24 protein-coding genes are annotated in these 21,383 nt (G+C 66.3%); 8 read left to right on the forward strand and 16 right to left on the reverse strand.

Annotation, left to right across the window (positions count from 1 at the left end):
- Positions 1 to 19: 19 nt before the first annotated feature.
- From N7590_RS00190 to N7590_RS00230, 9 genes are read right to left on the reverse strand one after another with little or no spacing between them, the layout of a single operon-like run.
- Entirely contained in the window at positions 20 to 2,911 is a 2,892-nt protein-coding gene (locus N7590_RS00190; RefSeq protein WP_003105079.1) for a conjugative transfer ATPase, read from the reverse strand.
- Positions 2,911 to 3,360, reverse strand: a complete 450-nt coding sequence (locus tag N7590_RS00195; RefSeq protein WP_003109775.1) for a TIGR03751 family conjugal transfer lipoprotein — start codon at positions 3,358 to 3,360, stop codon at positions 2,911 to 2,913. The genes N7590_RS00190 and N7590_RS00195 overlap by 1 nt, the downstream gene beginning before the upstream one ends.
- A complete protein-coding gene (locus tag N7590_RS00200; RefSeq protein ID WP_003109776.1) occupies positions 3,341 to 4,759 on the reverse strand; it encodes a TIGR03752 family integrating conjugative element protein in 1,419 nt (472 codons plus the stop codon). Before N7590_RS00200 ends, N7590_RS00195 begins: the two co-directional genes overlap by 20 nt.
- Positions 4,749 to 5,660, reverse strand: a complete 912-nt coding sequence (locus tag N7590_RS00205; RefSeq protein ID WP_003105643.1) for a TIGR03749 family integrating conjugative element protein — start codon at positions 5,658 to 5,660, stop codon at positions 4,749 to 4,751. Before N7590_RS00205 ends, N7590_RS00200 begins: the two co-directional genes overlap by 11 nt.
- Complete coding sequence (locus N7590_RS00210; RefSeq protein ID WP_003105641.1) at positions 5,657 to 6,349, reverse strand: PFL_4703 family integrating conjugative element protein; 693 nt, start codon at positions 6,347 to 6,349, stop codon at positions 5,657 to 5,659. Before N7590_RS00210 ends, N7590_RS00205 begins: the two co-directional genes overlap by 4 nt.
- Entirely contained in the window at positions 6,346 to 6,744 is a 399-nt protein-coding gene (locus N7590_RS00215) for a TIGR03750 family conjugal transfer protein (RefSeq protein WP_003105639.1), read from the reverse strand. The genes N7590_RS00210 and N7590_RS00215 overlap by 4 nt, the downstream gene beginning before the upstream one ends.
- Positions 6,745 to 6,755: 11 nt before the next feature.
- A complete protein-coding gene (locus N7590_RS00220; RefSeq protein ID WP_003090173.1) occupies positions 6,756 to 7,115 on the reverse strand; it encodes a TIGR03745 family integrating conjugative element membrane protein in 360 nt (119 codons plus the stop codon).
- 16 nt (positions 7,116 to 7,131) lie between these two features.
- Positions 7,132 to 7,365 carry a TIGR03758 family integrating conjugative element protein gene (locus N7590_RS00225; RefSeq protein WP_003050225.1) on the reverse strand — a complete coding sequence of 78 codons (234 nt, stop codon included), beginning with the start codon at positions 7,363 to 7,365 and terminating at the stop codon, positions 7,132 to 7,134.
- Positions 7,362 to 7,745, reverse strand: a complete 384-nt coding sequence (locus tag N7590_RS00230) for an RAQPRD family integrative conjugative element protein (RefSeq protein WP_003105635.1) — start codon at positions 7,743 to 7,745, stop codon at positions 7,362 to 7,364. The genes N7590_RS00225 and N7590_RS00230 overlap by 4 nt, the downstream gene beginning before the upstream one ends.
- 203 nt (positions 7,746 to 7,948) lie before the next feature.
- On the opposite strand from N7590_RS00230, the gene N7590_RS00235 reads away from it, so the two are divergent.
- Genes N7590_RS00235 through N7590_RS00270 form a run of 8 tightly spaced genes read left to right on the forward strand, consistent with a single transcriptional unit; the run spans position 7,949 to position 15,187 of the window.
- Entirely contained in the window at positions 7,949 to 8,419 is a 471-nt protein-coding gene (locus N7590_RS00235; protein WP_003050245.1) for a helix-turn-helix domain-containing protein, read from the forward strand.
- The gene (locus N7590_RS00240; protein WP_003109777.1) at positions 8,416 to 8,991 is read left to right on the forward strand and encodes a PIN domain-containing protein; all 576 of its coding nucleotides are present in this window, start codon (positions 8,416 to 8,418) and stop codon (positions 8,989 to 8,991) included. The genes N7590_RS00235 and N7590_RS00240 overlap by 4 nt, the downstream gene beginning before the upstream one ends.
- A gap of 17 nt (positions 8,992 to 9,008) precedes the next feature.
- A complete protein-coding gene (locus N7590_RS00245; RefSeq protein ID WP_003105629.1) occupies positions 9,009 to 9,923 on the forward strand; it encodes an AAA family ATPase in 915 nt (304 codons plus the stop codon).
- Positions 9,920 to 10,390 carry a type III CBASS phage resistance system CD-NTase-associated protein Cap8 gene (gene cap8, locus N7590_RS00250; protein WP_003105626.1) on the forward strand — a complete coding sequence of 157 codons (471 nt, stop codon included), beginning with the start codon at positions 9,920 to 9,922 and terminating at the stop codon, positions 10,388 to 10,390. Before N7590_RS00245 ends, cap8 begins: the two co-directional genes overlap by 4 nt.
- Positions 10,387 to 10,887: a type III CBASS phage resistance system CD-NTase-associated protein Cap7 gene (gene cap7, locus N7590_RS00255; RefSeq protein ID WP_003090159.1), complete on the forward strand. Its 501-nt coding sequence runs from the start codon at positions 10,387 to 10,389 to the stop codon at positions 10,885 to 10,887. Before cap8 ends, cap7 begins: the two co-directional genes overlap by 4 nt.
- Entirely contained in the window at positions 10,887 to 11,789 is a 903-nt protein-coding gene (locus N7590_RS00260) for a CBASS oligonucleotide cyclase (protein ID WP_003105624.1), read from the forward strand. The genes cap7 and N7590_RS00260 overlap by 1 nt, the downstream gene beginning before the upstream one ends.
- 38 nt (positions 11,790 to 11,827) lie before the next feature.
- Complete coding sequence (nucC, locus tag N7590_RS00265) at positions 11,828 to 12,553, forward strand: CBASS effector endonuclease NucC (protein WP_003050273.1); 726 nt, start codon at positions 11,828 to 11,830, stop codon at positions 12,551 to 12,553.
- A gap of 9 nt (positions 12,554 to 12,562) precedes the next feature.
- The gene (locus N7590_RS00270; RefSeq protein WP_066412673.1) at positions 12,563 to 15,187 is read left to right on the forward strand and encodes an AAA family ATPase; all 2,625 of its coding nucleotides are present in this window, start codon (positions 12,563 to 12,565) and stop codon (positions 15,185 to 15,187) included.
- 40 nt (positions 15,188 to 15,227) lie between these two features.
- On the opposite strand, the gene N7590_RS00275 is transcribed toward N7590_RS00270, so the two are convergent.
- The 7 genes from N7590_RS00275 to N7590_RS00305 are packed head-to-tail and all read right to left on the reverse strand — an operon-like array spanning position 15,228 to position 21,278.
- Positions 15,228 to 15,977, reverse strand: coding sequence for a TIGR03747 family integrating conjugative element membrane protein (locus tag N7590_RS00275; protein WP_003105620.1), 750 nt, complete (start codon positions 15,975 to 15,977; stop codon positions 15,228 to 15,230).
- Positions 15,974 to 18,166: a type IV conjugative transfer system coupling protein TraD gene (gene traD / locus N7590_RS00280; RefSeq protein ID WP_003116813.1), complete on the reverse strand. Its 2,193-nt coding sequence runs from the start codon at positions 18,164 to 18,166 to the stop codon at positions 15,974 to 15,976. The genes N7590_RS00275 and traD overlap by 4 nt, the downstream gene beginning before the upstream one ends.
- Before the next feature lie 4 nt (positions 18,167 to 18,170).
- Complete coding sequence (locus N7590_RS00285; RefSeq protein ID WP_003109779.1) at positions 18,171 to 18,719, reverse strand: integrating conjugative element protein; 549 nt, start codon at positions 18,717 to 18,719, stop codon at positions 18,171 to 18,173.
- Positions 18,716 to 19,306, reverse strand: a complete 591-nt coding sequence (locus N7590_RS00290) for a transglycosylase SLT domain-containing protein (RefSeq protein WP_003109780.1) — start codon at positions 19,304 to 19,306, stop codon at positions 18,716 to 18,718. Before N7590_RS00290 ends, N7590_RS00285 begins: the two co-directional genes overlap by 4 nt.
- Positions 19,288 to 20,025 carry a TIGR03759 family integrating conjugative element protein gene (locus N7590_RS00295; RefSeq protein WP_003098886.1) on the reverse strand — a complete coding sequence of 246 codons (738 nt, stop codon included), beginning with the start codon at positions 20,023 to 20,025 and terminating at the stop codon, positions 19,288 to 19,290. The genes N7590_RS00290 and N7590_RS00295 overlap by 19 nt, the downstream gene beginning before the upstream one ends.
- Positions 20,026 to 20,037: 12 nt before the next feature.
- Positions 20,038 to 20,682, reverse strand: coding sequence for a hypothetical protein (locus tag N7590_RS00300; RefSeq protein ID WP_003098888.1), 645 nt, complete (start codon positions 20,680 to 20,682; stop codon positions 20,038 to 20,040).
- Positions 20,679 to 21,278, reverse strand: a complete 600-nt coding sequence (locus N7590_RS00305; protein WP_003098890.1) for a PilL N-terminal domain-containing protein — start codon at positions 21,276 to 21,278, stop codon at positions 20,679 to 20,681. Before N7590_RS00305 ends, N7590_RS00300 begins: the two co-directional genes overlap by 4 nt.
- Positions 21,279 to 21,383: the final 105 nt, after the last annotated feature.

Consider the following 21,383-nt stretch of genomic DNA (forward strand, 5'->3'; position numbering starts at 1 on the left):
TCTCCGGTGTACGGCAGATTCAGGGCAGGTCCAGGGTCGGCGACTCGATGCCACGTGCCCGGTCGATCTTCTCAGCCACCTTGAAGGCGGCATCCAGCTCGCTGACGCCGTGCTGCTGCATGAGCTGGTAGCGTTCTGCCTTCTCCTCGGGCTCGGTTTGCGCGAGCGCGAGGTAGAGACTTGGCGGCACGGCGCGGAACAGCACTTCCATGCTCTTGGAGAGGATGACGCCCTCGGTGAACTTGCCCGCTTCCTTGCGTGCGGAGAGCATCAGCGCCTTCTGCGCCGGCGAGAGTTCGCGGAACCTGGCGATCTTCTCCACTTCGTCCGGCGGCATCGACAGGCACACCCACCACTCGATCATGTTGAGCATGGGCTCTGCGGCGCGCGGCAGATCGTCGATGTTTTGCGTCGCCAGCCAGAACCAGGCGCCCAACTTGCGCCACATTTTTGTAATTTTCACGACATAGGGCGCGAGCAGCGGGTTCTTGGTGATGATGTGACCTTCGTCGGTCACGTTGACGATCGGCCGGCCCAGGTACTGGTCGCGCTCGGCGATGTTGTTCACCGTGCTGATCAGGCTGATGTAGGCGATGGAGAGCTGCGCGTTGTAGCCCTCGCGGGCATAGGTCGCCAGATCGACCAGCGTGATGTCGGCCTCGGGCCACGGCGTGCCGTCACGGTCGAACATCTCGCCGTCCGTGCCTTGGCAGAACATGTCCATCGCGTCCGCCATCTCCAGCAGCCGCACGCGCCGCATCTCGGGCAGCGTCGGGTCCTGGCCACGGGCGCGCAGCGCGTTGCGCACGTCGCGCGTGAGCACGGTGCGCTTTTCGGCCACGCAATGTTCGGCGGCGTCGAGGATGCACTGGCGGATCAGCGAGCGGTCGGCCCGCGTCATCCGCGCTTCTTCCTTGTCTTCGCCGCCCGTGATCATCAGCCGCGCTGTGATCTCCAGTTCGCCCAGCACGTCGCGCTGCTCGTCCGCTTCCATGGCCGAGGCATCGGGGGGCAGGTCTTCGTCCAGCGCGTCGGCATCGAGCGTCTGTACGTCGCTGGGCGTTTCGATCAGCCGGCGTGCGTCGGCGAACGGCGCCAGGCTGATGCCCGATCCGGGGGCCAGCTTGACCCGGTTCACGGTCAGGCCCAGGCGCCTGGCGAAGTCGCTGAACAGGCCGAAGCTGTTGCCGGCTTCCACGATGAAAAGCCGCGGCCGGTAGATGGCCGTCACCTGGTTCAGCAGGTTGTTGAGCGTGGCGGACTTCCCCGAGCCGGTGGGGCCAAATAGAAACAGATGGGCATTCATCTGCCGATCCAACCTGTTCAAGGGGTCGAACGTAATCGGGCCGCCGCCGCGATTGAACATCGTGATGCCGGGATGCCCCGTGCCCTGGGCGCGGCCCCATACTGGCGACAGGTTCGCCGCGTGCTGGGCGAACATCAGTTGCGTGTACCACCGGCGCCGGTCCTTGCCGGGGTTGTAGCAGCACGGCAGCCAGCGCAGGTAGCTGTTGAGCGGCGCCACCTCGTCGTCCTCGCGCACCGGCTGCAGGCCGGCGTTGAGCATCACGTTCGCGAGGTCCAGGCCGCGCCGATCCAGTTCCGCCTCGTCGCGCCCGCGTAGGTAGAACGCCAGAGTGCCCCGGTAGAGCTTGTGCGCGCTGCCGATCAGGGAGCGGGCTTCATGCACGTCCTTGAGCGTCTGCTCCGACGCCAGCGTCTCGCCCACAGCTTTCTTCGCCAGATGGTTGAGGTCCGATTCGAGGACGTCCTGCGGCGTGGCCACCATGGTGAGACACATCAAGGTGTCCTCGGGCATCTGGTCGAACAGCGTGTTGATCGCGTCCCCCTTGCGGGTCTCGCCGGTCAGGTGCCCGGTGCCGGGCGGCATGCGCAGCCGGTCGGTGATCAGCACGCGGTGCGGCATGCCGTCGAAGTACCAGGCCCCTTGCGCCACGTCCGAGCGCGGCTGCCCAAAGAACAGCCGCTGGCTGAAATCCCGCCCGCTCGCCAGCTCGATCTCGCCGGCCTCGCTTTCCTCGGTACTGTCCGGATAGCGCGCCAACGCGTAGAAGCGCTCCCGGTCCTCCACCCCAGGCCCGAGCAGCGTGGGGCGCGGGTTGAACCACCGCAGCAGCCAGTCGTGGACGTCGGCCGCGACCATGCGCCGGGCCTGGATGCCGGCGTTCGCCAGGCCGCCGCACAGGCGGTCGCAGACGATGCCCAGCATCTGCTCGGGTGTCTGGCCGCGGCGGTTTGCCTGTCCCTGTCCGCTCGCGCGGCGGTACACCACCATGCGCACGCGCCGCGTCTGGCCGCGCCAGCGCAGCCGCGTGACCACCGTGTCCTCGAACAGGCCGCCGGGCTTGGCCACAGCGCGCAGGTGGTGGCCGAAGAAGCGCAGGTAGAACTCGGTGAACGCCGAGCCGCGCGCACGTGGCTGCACGTAATCGCGCAAGGTCTGCATGTACTGGTCGAAGCTCGGTTCGTCCTGGGCATAGAGCTGGAGCACCCACGGGTTCTCGTCCAGTTCATCGAAGCTGTCCTGAAGCGCGTTTTCCAGGGCGTCGCGGGCATGCGCGAGCCAGCCGGGTTCCCGGCCTTCGGTGCCCAGCGGCACCAGCTCGTAGAAGGCGGCCACCGATTGGCCGTCCTCCAGGAGCATCGATTTCGACTCGGGCAAGAACTCCACCCAGGGCAGCAGTTCCACGAAGGACGGTGCGACGTCGTACAGCGCCTGCTCGTCGGCCACGGTCGCCGGCTTGCGGCCCTGGACCGCGGCGCCGGGTTCGGGGATGCCGGCTTGCTGCAAGGCCTCGACGTGGCGCTGCCAGCCGTCCGGCTGCTCGTCGGCGGCGGTGTCTTCGGCGCTGACGGCAGCCAGCTTCGGCCATGGAAGTTTCCACCGCATCAGTAGTCCTCCGTCCTCTCGCCAGGCATCGCGTACTGCACGCGCTGGTACAAGGGGAAAACCGTCGTGTAGCCCGGCACGGGAACGGGGTCGGTGCCGGCCAGGTGCGGGTACACGTACATCACGAGATCGGGATTGGGCAGACGCTGGAACTGGCGGTGAACCTCATTGCGCGCGGTGCGCGTGTAGCGCATCTGCTCGACAGGTGCGGCCTGCACGTCGGCGTCGGTCAGGGGCCGACGCAGGCTCTGGCGCGCATCGAGCAACTGGCGGCCGGCGTTCCGTCCGGCTGCGCCACCGCCGTCGCCGGCCTCCTGCTGCCAGATGTCCATCATCGTGCGGTCACCGTGGGTCAACAGCTTTTCCTTGCTGGTGGCGCAGCCGGCGAGCACCGCGACGGCGAGGGCCAGTGCTAGGCCACGGGCCAGGTTAGTCAAGTTCAAGGGCATGGCTTTCTCCTGCGCGGTGATCGACCTTGCGGCCTTCGGGATCGAAGTCGATGGCGAGCGGCTTTTCGAGGTGGACGGCAACCTTGGCGCCGGGTTGGACATAGACGGCGGCGAAGGCTTGGCCGTAGAGCTTGTTGACCCAGGCCGACATGTCCCGGACACCGCCCGCGAGAATCTGGCCGACCGCTTCTTGGCCGGTGATGCCCACGGTGCCGATGGAGCCGTCCGAGCCGACATAGGACATGCGGCCGCTGCCACTCTCGATGAGCGAGGCCACACCGGCACCGGCCGCGGTGATTAGGGCCTGCGAGCCGAGGTATTGCTGGGCGTTGCTGCGCCGCTCGCCGCTGACGCAAGGAATGCCGTGGGGATCGCTGATCCAGCCCAAGCCGTCGCGCTGTTGGTTGTTCTGCTGGTTGCCCTCGCGGTCTTCGGGGATCGTGCGAATCGTGCCGTCGTTGAAGACGAACGTGATGCTGCGCACCTGACCTCGCACGCACGAGAGCGTCCAGTCGCCCGAGGCGGTGCCGCTGAACACGGCGCCGGCCACGTCGGGAATGTCGATGCCATTGGCGGTCAGGTTGTCCGGCCCGACCAGAACTTTGAACGGATAGGGATCGTTGACCGTGCCGTCGATCGGCACGCGGCCGATCAGGGCCGTCATCGCCACCGATCCCATTAGCGTCGAGTTGGTCGGCACGGTATAGACCGGCTTGGCATTCTTGACCCCGGCGGCGCGGGCGCCCGCGTTGGCCACGGTTTCAGCGGTGGTTTCGAGCGTGCTCTGCGCCGGGCCGAAGCTCGTGGGGAAGCTCATGCCGCCGCTCGCGCCACGCCCCCCGTTGCGCCCCTCGGCGGGCTTTGCGTCGTCCGGCTCGACCCACCGCACGCCGCCCTCCATGCCGGCCTCGTCGCCGCCCTGCAGCCCCAGGCCCACGGGCAGGTCCGCATGGCCGCCGCCGCGCCCGCCGATGCTGTCCAGGCGCCGCTGCAGGTCGGCGAGCAGCCCTTCGGTCTGCTGGCGCGCGCTGGCCGCCTGCTCTTGGTCGCGGCGCAGGTTGGACCGCTCGGATTCGAGCGCCGAGTTGATGCGCTGGTCGATGGAGTTCTCGCGCTGGCGCAGCCGCTGGTTCTCTTCACGCTGCGACTTGTTGTCCGAGAGCGCGGTCTGAAGCTCGGTGCGCAACTGCTTCACTTGGGCAACGAGCGTCGCCACGGTGTCGCGCGGGGTGTCGCCTTCGATGCCCAGCGCCTTCATTTCCTCGGGCGTGAGCTGGGCGCCGTTGTCCGCCGCGGGTGGCGCCGTGCCGCCTCCACCCGAGAACAGCCGGATACCGGCGAACAGCACCAGGATGGCGACAGGGATCATCAGCCACTTGAGCAGGCCGTTACTGCGCATGGCGGGCCTCCTTGGCGTTCTCGTCGCCGTCCGGCTGCGGCAGATGCACGGCAGGGTCGAAGCGGTGAATCGCCGGCAGCAGCGACTGCGCGAGGCCGCGGCCGCGCGTGACCAGGTACAGCACGGTCGTGTCCTCGGTCGTGCCGCGCGGGCCCAGCGCCTCGTGCTGGAAGGTGGCGGTGAGGAAATCGCCTTGCAGCACGCGCGGGTCGAGCGCGACCCAGTCGGCGCCGGTGTTGGTGAGGCGCACGGCAGTCACCCATTGGTCTTCCAGGCGCCACGACGCGAGCACGGCCGCGCGCACCGGCAGCGTTGGCATCAGTGTGTCCAGGTCGAGGTCGCGGGGAAGGTTGACCCGCATGACGCCCGGAAGCGGCTCGACGGTGCGCAGCGGTGCGTAGAGGTTCTGCGCGGCGAAGCGCGTCAGCACGACAGGGACCGGAGTTTCGCGCCGCGCGGTCCGCGCACCTGCCTGGCCCTGGGCGCGTGCCGGGGCCTCGGCACTGTCGGCCTGCTCGCCATAGCGTCCCGGTGCGCTGTCACCCTCGACGATGCGCACCGGCTCCAGCTCGGCTTCCCCGTCCTTGGGCGGTTCGGCTGCGATGTCCAGCAGGATCAGCGCGCCCGTGTCGGCGTCCTGCAGTTGCAACCGCGTGGGCTCGATCGGCTCGCTGGCACGCAGGTACACCGCGCCGCCCGCACTCTGCACGCGCAGGCGTTTGCCCACGCCTGCGGGCACGCCCACGCGCACGTTCCGGTCGATGAATACGATGCGTTCCTGACCGACCTTCAGCGGCACTGCCAGTGGCATGCGTTCCCAACGCAGGATCTCCACCGCCTGGGCGACGGGTGCCGCGGCCACGGCCAGTAGCCCCAGCAGCGCGAGTACAGGATGCTTCATGGGGTGTTTCCTCCTTGAGGCGCTTGCGGATTCAGGTCACTCGGCGCCGGGCGCGCCGGCTCCGGTGCACTGATGCGCTGGGGCGCGCCTTCGTAGCAGTCCAGCGCCAGGCCGAACGGGTTGCGGGCGGGATCGACGTCCACCCGCGTGACCTTGATCGGATAGCGCACCAGGGCGCGTTTGACCTGCTCGGCGCCGTAGTACTCGTCCGCCGTGATGTCCAGCGTCACCACCCAGTCGCGATCGGATACGGTGCGCACGCGCGCCGTGGGGTCGTCGCCATAGCCGCGGCCGGGAATCTCGTAGATGCCGCGCACGCGCTGACGCAGCTCGCCCGTGGAGCGGCGGTAGTCATAGTCCGCCCGCAGGAAGGCCTGGCAGGACGGGGTGAGGTACGGCGAGAGCGTATGGAGGTTGCGCGAGTAGTCTTCTTCGCCATTGGTCGGCCAGCGGTTCAGCGTCTGGAACACGTAGAACGTGAACGCATAGACCGATTCGGGCGGCACTTCCCACCACTTGCGGGTACTGCCAGAGCGCAGGTCGGGCGGGACGTGGATGGTCAGGTCGCGCGGCGCGCTCCACCAGCCGCCGCCCATGACCAGGGCGACAATGACCAGCGCGCCCGCGCCCAGGCGCAAGGTCTTGATGTGCGCCTGCAGGTGGGCGATCTCGTTCTTGAAGCGGCTCATCGCATGCTCCTGCGGGTGGACCAGAAGCCCGAGCGCGAGATCAGCACGTGGCCGCCCACCCAGCCGGCCATCAGCGGATGGCGCGTTGCGATGCGCCACTGCAACTGTCGATACAGCCAGGTGTCGGGGCGCCCACGCTTGAGGCGGCGCAGGATGCCGCCGCCGATGAACACGCCCAAGGCCACGCCCAGGACAACGAACGTCGGTGCGATGGCGATCGTGCGGAACACCCACGAAAGCGGCGCGCCGACCAGCAGGCCGGCCGCGCCGGACAGGCCGCAGCAGATCCACAGCTCGTCGGCGGTGAGGCCGCGCACGACCACGGGATGGCGGTTGAGCCGGTGCGGAAGGAACGTGACCGTCCCGTCCGCACGGACGTGCTGCTGCTCGGACATACCGGCCTCGCTTACAGGATGCCGGTGGCTTCGGTGAGCAGCCAGATGCCGATCACGAGCAGCACGGCGCCGATGGCGACCGTGAGGCCGAATTGGCCCCACGTCTTGCGGCCGGTGTGGATCTCCGCGTAGGTGCCGTAGGCGTGGTAGCAGACGCCGATGAACATCGACGCCACCACCAGCAGGGCCACGAGCATGATGATGTCGTAGCCGTAGTTGCGGATGGTCTCCATGATGCCGTTGCCGGTGCCGCGCGTCGGGTTCTCCAACTGCGGCAGACCTTGCGCGAACGACAGTGCGGGCAGCGCGGCGGCGCCCAGGGCCACGGCGGCGCGCTGGGCAAAACGGGAAGTGAGGTTGCGGTTGTGCATGGTCGGGCCTTTCATGTCAGGACAGGAGGAAGAAACTCAGGACGAGGTACATCGCGACGAAGCGGATGCAGACGCCGAGGAACTGGCGCTGGTTGAGGCGGCTCTCGGACCACCCCACATAGGCCGTTCGGATGGCCCAGACGCCCCACACGAGCAGGACCGCGAACACGACGCCGACCAGGACGGTCGCCATCGCGGAAGGCGCGATACCGCTGTTGGCTTGAAATGCCGAGACCTGGGCGCCGTTCATTGCTCGCCCTCCGCAGTCGTCTTCGGCGATGGCGAAGCGGCCCGCTCGGTGCGGTAGTCGCCGGCCAGTTCGGAGGGGTCGCGCGGCTGAGCGCGTGATGGCGTCAGGTGGAACTGGATGCCGGCGCGCACGCGCGCCAGGTCAGCCAGCAGCCGTGGGTAATCGAAGTGGTAGCGCTCGCCCGGCTGGATGGGGGCATGCGCGGCGCTGTCCGCGACGGTGCGTTCCAGCGCGTCGAGCTGGCGCAGCGCGGCGACCAACTCCTGGCGCTGCGCCGGGGACTCGGCCAATGCCATCGGGGACTGGCCCAGCACGAGGGCCGTCACGAAACAAGTGGGCACGCCGCGATGCGCGGCGCGCAGCCAGATCGAAGCCACCATCGCGCCATTCCTGTGTGATCAGCAATGGGTTGATCGTGGAGATCAGGGCTGTTTCAGGCCGCAAACAATAGGAACTGGCGGACGACCGGATTGGGCATGCTGCGAGCGAACCTACAAAAGCACGGGTCGCGCTTCGATTATTGCGTTTTTCGAGTATTTCGAATATGATCGGCTCTGCAACCGTTTTCGCTTAGGAGCTACCCATGACCACCGCCACTGCCCAATCCAAGATGACCCTTCCCGCCGCGGGAGAGGTGAAGGCAGCCGTCCAGGGTCAACGTGCCTTGGCGGCTTACCTCGCAACCCAGTTCGAGACGCAGCACATCCAGATCTTTGATGACCACAAACAGGCTCATCAGGTGGAACTGCCTACCTCGGCTTTACGCCTGCTGGTCGACATCCTGGCCGAGTTGGCCGATGGCAATGCAGTAAAGGTGGTGCCCGTCCATGCAGAGCTGACGACCCAAGAGGCGGCGGACTTGCTCAACGTGTCCCGTCCCCATTTCGTCAAGCTGCTCGAAGATGGGGTGTTGGCATTTCATCGCACCGGCAAGCACCGCAGGGTGAGGTTCGCCGATCTGATGCAGTACAAGGAAGCGCGCGAGCGCGCCAGTGAGCAGGCGATGGCCGAACTCGCTCAGCAGTCGCAAGAGTTGGGAATGGGATACGAATGAGGCATTCCCCATTCACCGCCGTCTACGACGCGTGCGTTCTATATCCCGCGCCACTGCGGGATTTCCTGATGTGGCTCGGCCTGTCTGGCCGCTTCCGGGCGCGGTGGAGCCAAGCCATTCATGAGGAGTGGAAACGCAACCTGTTGATCAACCGCCCCGATCTCACCCGGGTTCAGGTCGACAGGACGTCGGATCTCATGGACCGGGCAATTCCGGACGGCTTGGTGGAGGGCTACGAAGCGCTCGTGGCAGGCCTGACATTGCCCGATCCGGACGACCGGCACGTCCTGGCTGCGGCGATTCGCTGCGGTGCGAGCGTGATTGTGACGTTCAACGAACGGGATTTCCCGAACGATCTGCTGGCTCCGTACGGCATCGAATCGCAGCACCCCGATGAGTTTGTGGACAACCTACTGGATCTGGACGCGGCCGCCGTGGTGTCGGCTGCGCAGCGCCAGCGTGCCCAACTCAAGCATCCGCCGATCGAGGTGGACCGCTATCTCGAAATCCTGCTGCGCCAGGGCCTTGTGCAAACGACCAAGGTGCTGGCGACCTATCGCACCATTCTCTGACCCGCCGAGAGCCACGGATGACCAAGAATCCTTCATCAGACGCCACTTTGCCGAAAGGCATCCATCGAAGCTGGAAGCTGCCGGACACGTCGCTGGGCGCCCTGTGGGATTCCATCGTCATGGACGAAGCTCTCAAGAAGCAGTTGCTGTCACAGGCGATCGTCAACTTCACGGTGCGCCCCAAGGTGGAGCGCACGGTACTCCCCCTGCACGGCGTGATCTTGTTGGTCGGCCCGCCGGGGACTGGGAAGACCTCCTTGGCACGGGGCTTGGCGCATCGTGTGGCCGAATCTTTTTCTTCTGCGAAGTTTCGATTGCTGGAAGTAGAGCCTCACACGCTGACGAGCTCTGCAATGGGAAAGACTCAACGCGCCGTGGCAGACCTGTTCTCGCAATCGATCGCAGAATCCGCAGCGGCGGGCCCGACGATCGTCCTTCTGGACGAGGTCGAAACGCTTGCGGCTGATCGAGCCAAGCTCAGCCTGGAAGCCAACCCGGTTGATGTGCACCGGGCCACCGACGCGGTGTTGGTGCAGTTGGACATGTTGGCCGAACGCAACCCGCATCTGCTGTTCGTGGCCACCAGCAACTTCCCACAGGCCGTCGACAGTGCCTTCCTATCTCGTTGCGACATGGTGATGGAGGTGCCACTGCCCGGCAAGGATGCCTGCAAGCAGATCCTGGTGGACTGCCTGAATGGCCTGGCAAAGACATTTCCGGGGATTGGCAAGCTTTCCTCGGCTCACCAGTTCGACGCGTGCGCTGGCGAGTGCGTCGGATTGGATGGTCGGGCCATTCGCAAGGTCGTAGCCAACGCCCTCGCGGCCGACCCGCAAGTGGCTATCGATCCGAACAAGCTTTCCGTAGAGCACCTGCGCAGTGCGATACGACAGGCAACGCAAATGCGCCTTCAAGGAGGGAAGCAAAAATGACCACCGTTGTCAGCCGGACGTTTCGCAGCTCGCCGCACCGCGATGCGTTGCAGACGTGGGATGCCATTGTCGAACTGCTCACTCAGGGCAAGGACGGCACGGCTCGCTCTGAACTCAGGGCCGTGGCGGGCGTGGCCGCCAGCTTGATCGCCGACCAGGCACCCAAGAGCGCGCCCATCGTTGCGACATGCGATGGACCACGGACCAGGATCTACTGCCTCTTCGACGAAGACGCGATCGATGGTGATGATGCCAACGAAGAAGTCTTGGGGTTCGAGCCGTTGAAGGGAGACTGGGGAGTCTCGCTGCCGTGTCCGAAGGAGCAGCTCGGCTGGGTGCAAACCGCGCTCAAAAAGCACAGTTCTCGCATCATTGCACGGGACTTGAGCCAAGGAATTGCCACGCAGGCGCAGGCCGATGCTGGACAAGCGCTGTCGCTCGACCTCGGAGGTTTCCTCAAGTCATGAGCACCGTCGCCACCTACTCGTACACGCACTCGGTTACCTATGTGACCGACAACATCCTCAAGAGCTTGAAAGACATCATCCTGCTCAGTGGGCTGGACCCCGAGCACTTCGCGGATCGCTGGGAGAGCAATACCCGAGCCATCAAGACGTGGCTCGGGACCGGTGATCTGCGCAAGGTGATTCTGGAGATCTACAACCCGGCAACCGACAAACTCGTGACCCGATGGGATATCGACATCGTGTATGGGTGGTCCGATGGCGACGGCAGCTTCTGGACGGATACCGAGCAGTTGAAGTACGCGATCAAGAAAGCTGGGCTGCTGCCATCGCAGGCCAAGTACAAGTTAATGCTCGATACAAAGCCAGGGCGGCCTGATGTGGAGGGGTGGAGCAAAGGAAGTTATCGCTCGACGGATGGAATGGTCAAGCAGAGCCTAGGCTCGACTGTCGAACACAGCGGCCTGGCGGGTCAGGCCGGATATTGGAGGCAACGCTGATGCTGTCGATCGATGAAGCTTTTCGCAAGTTCAAGTCGCGTCTGGAACTCAACGAACGCGAACAGAAGAATGCCTCGCAACGCCAGAACGAAGTGCGGGACTACCTGCAGACCAAGTTCGGCATTGCGCGCAGCTTCCTGACCGGGTCCTATGCTCGATACACGAAGACGAAGCCGCTCAAGGATATCGACATCTTCTTCGTGCTGAAGGACTCGGAGAAGCATTACCACGGCAAGGCCGCATCGGTAGTGCTGGATGATTTCCACTCTGCATTGGTGGAGAAATACGGTTCGGCGGCCGTGCGCAAACAGGCGCGCTCGATCAACGTGGATTTCGGTGTTCACATCGACGCGGAGGACAACACGGACTACCGGGTGGTCAGCGTGGATGCGGTGCCCGCATTCGACACCGGCGACCAGTATGAGATCCCCGATACGGCGTCCGGAAAGTGGATCAAGACGGACCCGGAGATCCATAAGGACAAGGCGACCGCAGCGCACCAAGCCTATGGCAATGAGTGGAAAGGTCTCGTGCGCATGGTGAAGTACTGGAACAACAATCCCAAGCACGGCGATCAGAAGCCGGTGAAGCCCTCGTTCCTGATCGAGGTAATGGCCCTTGAGTGTCTTTACGGCGGCTGGGGAGGATCGTTCGATCGCGAGATCCAGTCGTTCTTTGCCACGCTTGCCGATCGTGTTCATGACGAGTGGCCGGATCCCGCCGGACTTGGCCCGGCGATCAGCAACGATATGGATGCCGCGCGCAAGCAGCGCGCGCAGCAGCTGCTGTTCCAGGCGAGCCAGGACGCAAGCATCGCCATCGACCACGCGCGTCGTGGTCGCAATATCGAAGCGCTTCGCGCCTGGCGCGCACTGTTTGGCCCCAAGTTCCCACTGTCCTGATTCCATCGGCTTCCATACACGTCCCATCGAGGTACAGCATGTCCCAGTGGTCGCTTTCCCAGCTCCTGTCGTCCCTGCATGAAGACATCCAGCAGCGCTTGTCCGTAGTACGCAAGACCTTCGGTCACCCGGGTACGAAGGGGGATGCGAGCGAGAACGTCTGGATCGACATGCTGGATACCTATCTGCCCAAACGGTACCAGGCGGCGAAGGCGCATGTGGTGGACAGCCTGGGGAACTTCAGCCAGCAGATCGATGTGGTGGTGTTTGATCGGCAATATTCGCCTTTTATCTTCACCTACGAGAACGAGACGATCATTCCAGCCGAAAGCGTGTACGCCGTGTTCGAGGCCAAGCAGACGGCTGACGCGGGGCTTGTGGCCTATGCCCAGGAGAAGGTCGCCAGTGTGCGCAGGCTGCACCGCACGAGCCTGCCGATCCCGCACGCTGGCGGGACCTACCCAGCGAAGCCGTTGATTCCGATTCTGGGTGGCTTGCTCACCTTCGAGAGCGAATGGAGTCCTGCATTGGGCCCATCCATGGACAAGGCGCTGAACGCAAACCTCACCGAGGGGCGTCTGGACATCGGATGCGTTGCCGCCCACGGGCACTTTTTCTATGACCAAGCCAGCGGCGCGTACAGCTACACCAACGAAAACAAGCCGGCGACCGCGTTTCTTTTCAAGCTGATCGCGCAGCTTCAGTTCAGTGGAACGGTCCCCATGATCGATGTGGAGGCTTACGGTCAGTGGTTGACCAAGTGAGGGGTCGCTGTGGCAAGCATACGTTCGGAGTACCACCGGTTCCTGGCGCACTTGACGCAGCGGCACGTGCACGACGACGTGCGCCGGCTGGCGCACCTGGTGCTCGATCACCTGCAGCCACTGGCCGAGGTCGGTGCTGCACGCCGGGGGCGCTCCACGCGCTTGGCGCCGCTGGCCATCGCGCATCTGGCGCAGATGCCTGTCGCCTACGACGGGGACGCGCGCGGCCCCGAAAACGGGCCGGCGCTCGGGCGACTGCACCAGCTCGAAGTCGGGCCGTTTCGAGGATTCATGCGGCAGGAGACGTTCGACCTCAGCCATGACATCACCTTGGTCTACGGTGCCAACGGCACCGGCAAGAGCAGCTTCTGCGAAGCCTTGGAAGTGGCGATGCTCGGTTCGATCAGCGAAGCGCAGGCCAAGCGGGTCGACCAGCGGACGTACTGCAACAACGCTCGCCTGCGCCGCCACATCGCGCCAGTCCTGTCGTCTACGGCGGCGGGCGAGGCGCAGGCCGTCCAGCCCGACGAAGCTGAGTATCGCTTCTGCTTCATCGAGAAGAACCGCCTCGACGATTTCGCCCGAATCGCCGCGCGGACCCCGAGCGATCAGCGCCAGCTCATCGCCACCCTGTTCGGCGTGGACCAGTTCAGCGAGTTCGTGCGCGGCTTCAACCCCTCGCTCGATCAGGACCTGATGCTTGCCGGCGTGCAGGCGGCGCAGCTGGCGCAGCGTCGCCTGCAGTTGGCGAACTCCGAACAGACCATCGCCGCCTACCCGCAGAAGATCGCAGCGGTCGAGGGCCTGGAACAAGCTTTGGCGCAGCGCATGTCACCTGGCGCGACCTATCAAACCTGCGTGGACTGGCTGCTGGGTACGCCGCAGCAGCAAGGACGGCTACCGTATGTCCAGGCTCAGCTGGACGCCAACCCGCCTGCCATTCACGAGGTGACCCAGGCCCGCCTGCAAGCGTTGCTGGCAGAGGCCTACCGCGTCCAGGGACTGTGGCAAGCGTCTTCCGCGCAACTCGCGGCCCGCGCCGGCGAGGTGTCGTACGCGAAGCTCTACGAGGCCGTGCAAGCGTTGGCGGACGGGGCGACCGCGTGTCCGGCATGTGGAACCGAACTGGCCGCCGTGGCGCAGGACCCGTTCGCCAGGGCGCGAATGGGCCTGGAGCAGCTCGCGCAACTGGCCGTCCTGCAGCAGCAGGAGGCCGGGCATCGGACACAGTTGAGCGAGGCGGTCCGAGCGCTGTGTGACGAAATGCGCCGCGTGGTGGCGGCGGCTGGGGTCGCTTGTCCTGCCGAATCGCAGGCCGCGGGCCTGCCACTGCTGCCTCCCACGTCGGCGGGCAATTGGCTCGGCGGCGGGGTGAATGGGGACCAGCGCGCCTGGCAAGCCCTCTTACGGATCGCACAGATCATCGAAGGCTTCGACGCGCAGGCGCGCGACGTGAATGCCCAGCGCGGCGCGATGGCCCAGGAGCGGGACCGCCTGCAACAGCATCAGCTGGAGATCGAACGGCTGCGGACCATGCGCACGACTGCGGATCAGGAGCTGGCGGCCGCCCGCCAAACCGTGGCCCAATTCGACGACGCGAACCGCGGCCTGATCCAGGCGGCCACGGACGAAATGCCGGTGGTGGTGCACCATCAGCGGGTCAAGGCCGCCTACGACGGTTTCCTGCCCGAGATTCAGGCATACCTGACCGCTCTGCCGGGGGTTCTGCTACAGGGGCTGGGAGACCAAGCCCGCCATCTCTACAACGCATTCAACCGGGCCGATCCGCCCGGCGATCTGCTGCACGCGCTGTGGTTGCCCGTGGCCGAGAACGGCAAGATCGAGGTGGAGTTCGCCGGCGAGCCGGGCGCGCGCTACGACGCGTTGATCGTCTTCAGCGAAGGGCACATCAAATGCCTGGGCCTGGCGATTCTGCTTGCCAAGAACCTCGCGCAGGGCTGCCCCGTGGTCATATTCGATGACGTCGTCAACGCGATCGACGACGACCATCGCGATGGCATCTGGCGTACCTTCTTCGAGGACGGTTTGCTCCACGGCAAGCAGGTTATCCTCACCTCGCACGCAGAGGAGTTCCTGCACCGCATCCAGCAGGAGTTGGGCGTGCGCCGCGCCGCGGCCATTAAGCGCTACAAGTTTCTCCCGCATCAGGGAGAGCACGAACTGCGGGTCGACAGCGACCCGCTAGCGAAGAACTATGTTCTTCTGGCCCAGCAGGCGTTGGCGGCTGACGAGAAACGCGAGGCACTGCGTCAGGCCCGGCCGGCGCTGGAGAGTCTGACGGACCGCCTGTGGACGTGGCTGGGTCGGCGGGCGGACGGCCGGATCGACATCAAGCTGAGCGGGCCCCGCGCGCCTTGGGAGCTGAACAATAAATGCACCAAGTTGCGGTCGGCCGTCGAGCGTATCGCGGCGCAACATGCGGGTGCGCCGGATGCCGTAGGGGCGTTGGTCCGGCTGCTCAATGTCAGCGGTACGAGTATTGAATGGGGTTACCTCAATAGCGGTGTGCACGACGCTCAGCGCGATCATGAGTTTGATCGGGCGACGGTAAGAACGGTCGTCGAGGCGGTTACGGCGTTGGATGCTGCTCTTGATACCCTGCAGAACCGATGAACGGCACACGGCTTTGCAGAGCCGTGCCGCCCGTGTCACCTCATAAGTACTTCTTGAAGCTGCCTGCGGTCAGGCTGACTGCCATCCCCAGCAACGCCGCGCTGGGCAGCAGGATGACCAGAGGATGCACCGATATGGGCAGAGCGAGATAGGTGGCCCAAGGCAGCACGGCCAACGGCATCAGGCTGGCCTTCGCGCGGTGGTAGATGAAGCCGGATTCGCGGCCCGCGCCGAACCGGCGCACATCCCGTCGCACCAGGCCGTCAATCAGGCCGACGAATGCCGCCGTGAGGATCAGCGGCAGCGTGAGCACCAGGACCAGCAGGCGCACCAGGAAGGTGAGCGTCGTGAAGGCCGCAGCGATCAGGTAGCTTTCGGCCCAGACATAGACTTGGCTGATGTAGTAGCGGAAGTTGCGGCTCTGCCCGTGGCTGGGCGCGCGGACGCGCTCGGCGGTCTGGCTCATGCGCTCCAGCAACCCCGAGCGCACGAACACCCACTCGTACCCGGTATCCACCAACTCGTGCGCCGTGCGCCCGGGCTCCTGTACCACCACGCTGCGCGTGAAGTGGTTGGACAGGTGCCCGAGTTCGTACCGCAGCATCTGCTGGGAGTGGCGCCAGCCCTGGTCCTTCCAGAACAGGTGCATGCCGGCGCACTCCACCACGATCGAGAACAGCAGCGAGCCAATGAGCACCCCGAGCAGCCGGAACGGTAAGGTGATGGTGCCGACGATCAAGCCTTGGCGATGGTTCTGCTCCCGCTGCGCGGTCGAGGCGGCATCCTTCATGGCACGGCCTCGTTGCCCGCGCCATCGTCGGCGCCGGTGGCCACCGCGCCGGGCTCGGCCGCAGCGGCATCGTCCAGCAGGTCGTCGGGCAAGGCCGCATCCTGCAAGGCCGACGAGCTGGTGAACTCCCACCACTGCGTGGCCTCGCTGTAGCTCTGGCGCATGTACCCGGCCAGTTGCTGCAGGTCCGCCGGCATCACTTCATCCGGGTCCGGCGCCGGCAGCGGCATACGCACCTTCCAGAGCTGGCCGCCCTGCAGCAGCGCGAAGCACTGGCCCTTGGGCAGGCCGACGACGTGTGACGGCTCGATCATCGGCACGCTGGCCATGCTGATGCGGTCCTGGGTGTTCGACGTGAAATCCGTCGCGCCGCGGATGTCTGAGCTGTCCGTCGCGCCCGAGACGATGGTGGTTGTATAGACCTCGACCTTCGGCAACTGCCTCGTCAGCAGTTCCGCGGTGGCCGTCTCGCGCACGCGCAACATGAATAAATTGTTGAAATTCCCGATCACTTGGCCGGCCTTCGCGCGATTTCCGATGCGGGCCTCGATGTCCGAGAGCGTCTGCGTGTACGCCGTGACTTGCAGGCCGGCACCGCCGCCCTTGTTGATGAGCGGGATGAATTCATCGCCCATCAGTTCATTGAATTCGTCCGCGTGCACGTTGATCGGCACGCGAGCGCCAGCCACTGCGCCGGGCAGGCCATCGTCGATTCCGTGCTTGTAGATGTGTCCGGCCACCGAAACCAGGTCAGAGAACATCGAATTGCCGACCGCTGCGGCGACCTCGGCGTCAGACAACGCATCCAGACCCACATAGACGATGGCCCGCTTTCGGATGACCTGCATCCAGTCGAAGATCGGGCGCGGGTCGGCCAGGTCGGAGTAGTTCGGCGCCAGGAGCTGGGCGATCTTGCCGCTCGTGAGCTTTTCCAGCAGCGGCAGCAGCGATGCAACGATCTTGTCGAAGTAGGTCTTGTCGTAGCGCACCGCCGAGCGCAGGCCATCGAGCACAGGGTCGTAGTTGCGCGCCTGGGAGAGGTATTGCTCCAGCGCCACCACACGCTTCTCGCGCCCGATCATGTTCCTTGGGATGTTCTTCTCGTTGAGCTTGGCCTCGATCTGGACGATCACCTCCCAGGCCTTGGGCTCCGTCTTGGCAAAGTAGTGCTGGGCGTACTCAATGAACAGCGCGTCGATGTTGATGACGTGGCGCTGGATCAGCATGTAGTCCGGGCGCTGCCCCAGTTCCACCAGGGCGCGGGCGATGATGTTCACGAAGCGCCATGCGAACTCGCGGAACGCCGCGCTGTTGCCTTCGCCGGAGAGCTGCCCCGCGATGCGTGTCGCCACTTCCGAGATCCGACCGAAGCGGCCCACGGCGTTGTAGCGGGCGCTGATTTCCGGCCAGCCCAAGTGGAAGATGTAGAACTCGCCTTCGCGGCCAGCGCGCTGGGCTTCGACGTACATCCGTTTCAAGAGATCGGCATCCCCCTTGGGGTCGATGACGATGACGACCTCATGCTCGCCGGCAGCATTCCTGCGGCGGATGTCCTGCGTGACGAACAACTCGGCCAGGCGCGTCTTGCCCACCCGCGTGGTGCCCAGCACCAGCGAGTGCCCGACGCGCTCGCCCAGCGGCAGGCTGACGTCCACTTCGTCGGGCTCGATGCCGTGCAGCCTTGGCAGGCCGCCGACAGGCGGCAACGGGCGCACGGGGTTGAAAGGCGCGTCCCAGCCGGTGAGCTTCGGCAGGCGCGAGAGCGGCAATGGCGCGAATTCCAGCCGTTCCTCCAGGCGCCTGGTCAGCCGGTAGGCCGGCGTCGGCTCGACGTAGCGGCGGAACTCGGGCCGGTACGTCTGCATCAGCCGATGCGTGTGCTTCTGCTCCCAGAGAAAGCCGCGCCCCACGAATAGGCGCTGCTGGCTGACCGGCACGTCCTTGCTGGTCATCACGTAACGCGGCAGACGGCGGATGTTGCGCCGGTAGCGCAGGATGATGCGGGCATCGCGGTAGCGGATCGCGCCGTAGGCGCCGAACGCCAAGGCGCTGCCGATGCCCATGGCCGGGCTCAGCGCGAGCGACCATGGGGCCACCAGGCACAGAAACGCGGCGCCTGCACACGCCGCGACGGTGTATAGCTCCACCGCTGGGCGTAGCAGAACCTCGACCGGCTGTTTGCCCGACATGGCTTCATTGCTCGATGCCGGTGGCCGTGATCAGCGCCGGGTAGTGCCGCAGGCCCAGGCGATCGGCCAGGTCGTCGCCGGCCACGGGCGCGAGCGGCACGCCCGGCACCAGGGCGCGCAGCCGCGCCAGGCCCTGCGCGGTCTCGACGTTGACGACCAGGCCGACCGCGCCACGTTCGCGCAAAGCGGCGGCGCGGCGCTGCAACCAGGCCCGGGAAGCCTCGTCGTCGCCGATGACCACGAACGGCCGCAGGCCGGGCGCTTCGATCACCCGTCGCGCGACGGTGCCGGGCGTGAGCTTGGCGCTGCGCACCGGCAGCATCGCGGCTTCGTCCGCCCGTGTGGCAGGAACCTGGGGCGTCGGGATGGACGGCCGCGCCGGTGCGTTGGCGCGCGGCTGGAGATTCAGGGCTTCGTAGTACGGCAATGCCGACGTGCCGCCACGGTCCTCGACAACGATCAGTGGCTCGCCGGCACGCGAGGCCAGCGGCAGGCCTGACAGCAGCATGAGTAGGCCCGTGAACGCGAGATGGGCGGGATGGGGTTTCGTCATGGGGAGGTCTCCTGGCGCGCCGCGAGGACCGCGGCGGCTGGTCGCGTGCCCTGCACGCGGGCAAGGTGGCGCGACACGCTGCGCCGATAGCGGGCGGCGGGCTCGCCGCCTGCGGGGCGGTGGTAGCGGCCGATCGCCAGCAGCCAGTCCTCGCCGGGGGTGTGCTGCTCCTTCAGGATCTCGGCGGCAACGGCCAGGTTGCGATACGGATCCAGCAGGTCGCACGCGCCGGTAAAGCGGTGCTTGTGGTAGCCGAGGTTGATCTGGCCCAGGCCCGCATCAATGCGCGTGTGCGGCGTGGCGCGCATCGCCTGCTGCAGGCCAGCGCAGGCGTCGGCGCGCGTGGCGAAGCGGCGCGACTGGCCGGCGACGTTGAGGGACCACGGCCACGGCACCAGGCGCCCGTTGCGCCGGATGCCGCTCTCCTGCAAGGCCACGGCGTAGAGCACGGTCGAGGGGATGCCTGCGCGCTGGGCGGCAAGCTGGTAAGCCGGTGGCGGAACCTCCTGGGCCAGGGCGGCAACGGCATACAGGCCGGCAGTGAGCACCAGTGCGCGCAGGGGCATGGCTACGGCTGGCGCTGCCATTGGCCGTTCACTTCGCGCACGGCGGCGGGCAGATCGCCGGGCAGGCCCAGTGACAGCCAGCGGCCGCCGTCGTGGTTGAGCGTGATGCTGCCGGCGCGCACGCGCGCCGGGTCGATCTGCGCGCGCTTGGCCCAGTCGCGGATGCGCGCGTCATCCTGGCGGCTGCCCACCATGTACAGGTCGAACTCCGCGCCCGAGGATTGCAGGCGCTGCACGAGCTGTCCGCAGGCTGCGCAGCCGTCCTTGACGAACACCGCCATGCGGCCGCTGCCGCGCAAGGGACTGCTGGATGGGCCGGCGCCCGGCTTGTCGTCGGGCAGGTTCACGCGCTGCATCCCCGGATTCAGGCGCTGCCAGGCCTCGTCGTAGGCGCGCTGGTAGGCGAGCAGCTTCTCGACGCGGCGCGCTTCCACCTGCACCTGCAGTTCCGCATAGCGGCGCCGTTCTTCGTCCGTGCGAGCTTCGATGCCCAGGGCGGACAGCGGGTCCAGGTTGGGCGAGTAGATACCCAGCGGCCCATCCATCAGCTCGCGGTAGCGTGCCCATTCTTGTGGCTGCAAGCCCCATTCGGTTGCCACCCGGTCGTCCAGCACGCGGGCGGCCAGCGGGCGCTCCTGGCTCTGTGCGTTGCGCGCCGAGGTCGTTGCGGGCTGCTGCGCCCAGGCGGGCCATTGCGACGACGCCACCAGGACCGCGAAAAGGAGGATCGACGGCTTCATGGGGTGCTCCGGTCAGGGAATCGCCACGCGGCGGGTCTGGTTGCCGGCCTGGAACACTGCGGTGTTGCCCTCGATCGCCTGCAGGCGCCACGGGCCGACCGCATCCCCGGGCAGCAGCACCTGAAGTTGGGCGGGCGTGAAGTCCCCGATGCTCGGCGCGACGGACACGCTGCGCTGGCCGGCGCGCAGTTCGGCGCCGACGACGCGGAATGGCAGCGGCGGCAGCTCGGTCTTGGAGGCGGCGGACGTGCGCGATGCGCGCCGCTGGGCGGGTGCGGTGGCACGCGCGGCGGCTTGGCGCGCCTTGATCTGCTCGACCTCCGCGCGCAGCGCCTGGAGGTCGTCGGCCGCTGCGTAGCCACTGAGAGATTTCTCGACCTGGGCCGCGCGTGCTTCCAGAATCTGGCGGGTGTCTTTGAGGTCAGCGTCCGTCGCGACGGCCGGGCGCTGCTGGATGGCCTCGATCGTCTCGGCCAAGCCAGTTGCCTGCGCTTCCAGGCGTTGCAGGCGGGAATCCAGCCGCTCCTGGTCGGCCTGGTCGCTGAGGGCCTGGTAGCCCAGGGCCGCCAAGACGCTGAGGAAGATCAACCAGAGCCACATCAGGCTCTGCACCACCACGGCGGCGGTCGATCGCTGGGCAGGTTGCGGGGCGTTCATGGCTGGCCTCCCGAAACCATGGGTGCCAGCGGGAACGTCTGCACCGCCTCGGTGGCGGGTGGCTCGGATGGGGACTCGGCGACCGCGCGATCGCCGGGCCGCTCGAAGCAGATTTGCCGTGCGCGGTCATCCGCGTGCAGTTCCCAGGCCGGGCCAGCCAGCGTGAGCAGCGCATCGCGCAAGGTCATGGGGCCGAGGTGCAGGTGTACCGCCGGCAACGGCAGCGCGTACAGCTCGATCACGGCATGCGCGGTCTGGCACAGGCCATAGCCGCTGCGTTTGAGCACGTGCCGAAGCCCATCCCCGACCGTGGCGCGGGCATCCTCGGGCATGGACACGTCGATGGTCTGCAACAACAGGTCGCGCTGCGCCGCCATGGGTGCCAGTTCGACCAGTGTGTAGCGGGCGTAGCGCACGACCGGGATGTACTCGGAAGCCTCGGGTTCAGGCGCGGCCAAGACTTCCGCGATGGTGTCGGGCGCGACCGGCGCAGTCGTCGTCGCGCAGCCACCGGCCAGCACCGACCACAGCAGGCCGAGAAATCCCGCCAGAAGGCGGCGTTCGGGATAGTGAAACCACGGTGGAGAGGGGCACATAGCTCGGCGTCCTGAAACATCCAGCCCTCACCATCGCCGCTCAGGCCGCGAGCGGCAGCAAACAATGCGAACCAGGCAGCGTCCGATTTACCGGGAGCGGCAAAA

Source organism: Stenotrophomonas sp. GD04024 (assembly GCF_029837545.1).
GTDB classification, from domain to species: domain Bacteria; phylum Pseudomonadota; class Gammaproteobacteria; order Xanthomonadales; family Xanthomonadaceae; genus Stenotrophomonas; species Stenotrophomonas forensis.